A 2,834-nucleotide genomic window follows, 5' to 3' on the forward strand; every position below is an offset into this window, starting at 1 on the left:
CCAAATGTCGATAAAAAGAATGTATTCATCTCTCATCCTCCTTTATTGAGATTTGTTACTATTCTCTTTATCGGCAGGATGAGAGATTTTTTTTAGCTTTTTTTCAAAAATTCACGAAACTCCAGATAGAGATAAGAAGAAATATTTCAATATCATTACTCATTGCAGAGTTCCTATTTCTGTTTATAAAACCATACCCTGGGGGAATGACCCATTAAGTAAACATCCGGATTTTAAACATGAAACTTTTCCTATTTTTAAAAGACCAACTAATTATGTCTATGATAAGATTTTAAGACAGATACATCCTGACATTGAAGAGAGGAGGGTATATGTTAAAGAAGGTATAAGGAGATGTGAGGATATTAAAAAGGTGTTAAATACTCCTGAATGCAAACGCCGCCTGGAAGATATTAAATCTTCAGGTGAAATTCCTCAAGATGTCGAAATAAGTGAAATATTGAAAGTATTAACAGAGTTTAAAGATTTTGGGAATATATATGATACCTTCATCAACTTTATCGAGAGTAAAGATGGTATTTTTAATAAAATATCTCAAAGACATAAGGATATACCCGAAAGGGTAGTTGGAAAGATGTTAGATGAAGGAAGACTTATGGAAGAGGTAGAGAAGGCACATGCTGAACTCAAATCTGATATGGGTGAGATATATAACTTATTCTCTAATATTTTAAGGAGATTACCTTCCTTAAGTAATTTTGCTCAACTGATTGGAAGACAATTAGACAGCATAGGAGAATGGATAGAAAGAGAGAGACCAAAATCTATTAGGGTAGGAACCGATATAGCTTTGGAAGATATAGTCGATACAGCAGATGATTTTCGTAGATACCAGGAGCGTCGCAGGGAACTGATGCGTGTAAGGTGGTCAAGATGACTGAACTGAAACTGATAGGAAATTGATAATATGTAAAGACGGGCATCCTTGTAATAATATGGCTTAGGGTCAAACCCTGATTATAAATTTTAACATCAAGCCTGTTTATGGTCATCCACTACTCATCCATTCTACACCAAACTCTTAGAGAAGTCAATCAAAAAACCCCGTCCACAGCAATTCTCGGTGAAAATTAAAACCGTGATTTAATGGGGGTTTTGAGGGGTAGGGGAAAAATATTTTTCGCGAACTTTTTTATTTTTTGGAGTGCGAAAGTGCCAGAGATCCTTAAAAAGTAAGAGTCAGTCCCGCATTTAAGGCATAATCTTCAACCTGCCTAAATTCTGAATTTTCCAATGGTAAAGATAGTTTACCACCTTTCTCCGTAATCTTCCATGCTGGTTTATATTGAGCCATAGGATGGAAGATTATGGCACTTTTTAACCCTCTAAGGTGCTCAACAAGTGGTCTCTGACAGCAGTCCCAATGCCCCGGTAAGACTAAATGCCGGACTATTACCAGATTGAACAATTTCTTTTCACAAATAGTTTTCAATGCAGATGTTGCTGTCTCTTTATATTGTGGTGCCTGGCTAAGGGTAAAGGCACAATTATTATTAAAGTATTTAAAGTCAAAAACCAATATATCCACAAGTCCCCAAAGAAGATTATAAAATGCCGGAGTAGAGTAGCCATTCGTATGCCATATTATAGGTAAATATGATGCCCAGGAAGGTGCATTCCTCAGGAAATTTAAGATTGCCAGAAAAGATTGGTCAGGGTTTCCTCCTAAAAAGGATATATTATCAAATTCACCAGGAGGATATTCCTTTCTTATTTCTTCCCAAAGAGAAGGTGTAAAAGATATGCCTTTAACCTCATGAGGGTTTATCAATTCTCCCTTCTGGCAGAATCTACACCTTATGTTGCAACCTATAAGTTCTATTACCAGAGTTCTTCCTATCTCTTTTTCCTCTCCTATATGAACAAAATGCTGATGATAATAAGAGGTATTTCCCATAGCACATTCACCCTTGTCTATTCTTTCCCCGCCACATTTATGTCCACAGAGGCAGCATTCTTTGAGGTATGCCTTAAAGAGTTTTCTTTTTATCTCATAAACAGTAAGGTTACTATCAGACCTTGATTTTTCGTCTGAAAGGATTTTCTTCATTACATCATTGTGAAGAGTAAGGAGTTTGTTTAATTCTTCTGGTAACATTTTCGGAATCAGGTAATTTTTTAAGGTTCTCATCCAAATTAGTTGTAAGAAAATACCTTCTCCATTAAGATATTCTATCACTCTTCTTCAGCTACAATGTACCTGCCGCCGGGTTCTTCTGAAGGAACTGGAATATCTAAAAAGCTACCTGATTCTTCATCAATCATCTTTGCATATCCTTTAGGACTATATACTAATGGATTATCCATTATCTTTTTTACTATTAATTTCATCTTCTCCACTTTTTCTACAATACGCTGTTTTCTTAGAATACCATTAGCAAGTTTTTCTACATCAGGAATCTGTGCTAATTCTGAATAAAGAGTTAATACTAATACTGGTAATTCTTCCTTTGAAGGATATTTTCCACGAATAGCTTTTAGTACCTTTATCCCATCTTCAGTAGGCTTATCCAGATTTATATCTAATATTACTAAATCAATTTTATTCCCTTCTCTTTCCTGTTTCTCTAATCTCCATAACGCATATACCTGATATGATCCCTCTTTGATGGGGAGTGCAAATATCTCCTCATAATCTTTCAGCACTATCTCTTTCATCTCTTGTACTAAATATTCATTATCTTCTATTAACCCAACTTCATGAAAAAATCGCTAATTCAGGATATTTTTCACTGTCTCTAAAAATATAAGTCCTGTTATATCAGCAACTTGCACATTTTGGATTCGTCAAAATCGGTTTGTAGTGCCAAAAT

General features: G+C 35.1%; 3 protein-coding genes. 1 reads left to right on the top strand and 2 read right to left on the bottom strand.

What is annotated here, in order from left to right; all coding sequences use genetic code 11:
• Window positions 1–373: 373 nt before the first annotated feature.
• Window positions 374–898, top strand: a complete 525-nt coding sequence (locus AB1414_18445) for a hypothetical protein (GenBank protein ID MEW6609396.1) — start codon at window positions 374–376, stop codon at window positions 896–898.
• A gap of 288 nt (window positions 899–1,186) precedes the next feature.
• On the opposite strand, the gene AB1414_18450 is transcribed toward AB1414_18445, so the two are convergent.
• Both AB1414_18450 and AB1414_18455 read right to left on the bottom strand, forming a co-directional pair.
• The gene (locus AB1414_18450) at window positions 1,187–2,152 is read right to left on the bottom strand and encodes a radical SAM protein (GenBank protein ID MEW6609397.1); all 966 of its coding nucleotides are present in this window, start codon (window positions 2,150–2,152) and stop codon (window positions 1,187–1,189) included.
• A 44-nt stretch (window positions 2,153–2,196) separates the two neighbouring features.
• Window positions 2,197–2,709, bottom strand: coding sequence for a response regulator (locus tag AB1414_18455; protein ID MEW6609398.1), 513 nt, complete (start codon window positions 2,707–2,709; stop codon window positions 2,197–2,199).
• Between the last annotated feature and the right edge of the window lie 125 nt (window positions 2,710–2,834).

The organism is bacterium (assembly GCA_040755795.1).
Lineage (GTDB): Bacteria > UBA9089 > CG2-30-40-21 > CG2-30-40-21 > SBAY01 > JBFLXS01.

Excerpts from the sequence above, each read along its gene's own strand:
- AB1414_18450 (MEW6609397.1), bottom strand. The coding sequence starts at position 2,152 with ATGAGAACCTTAAAAAATTACCTGATTCCGAAAATGTTACCAGAAGAA.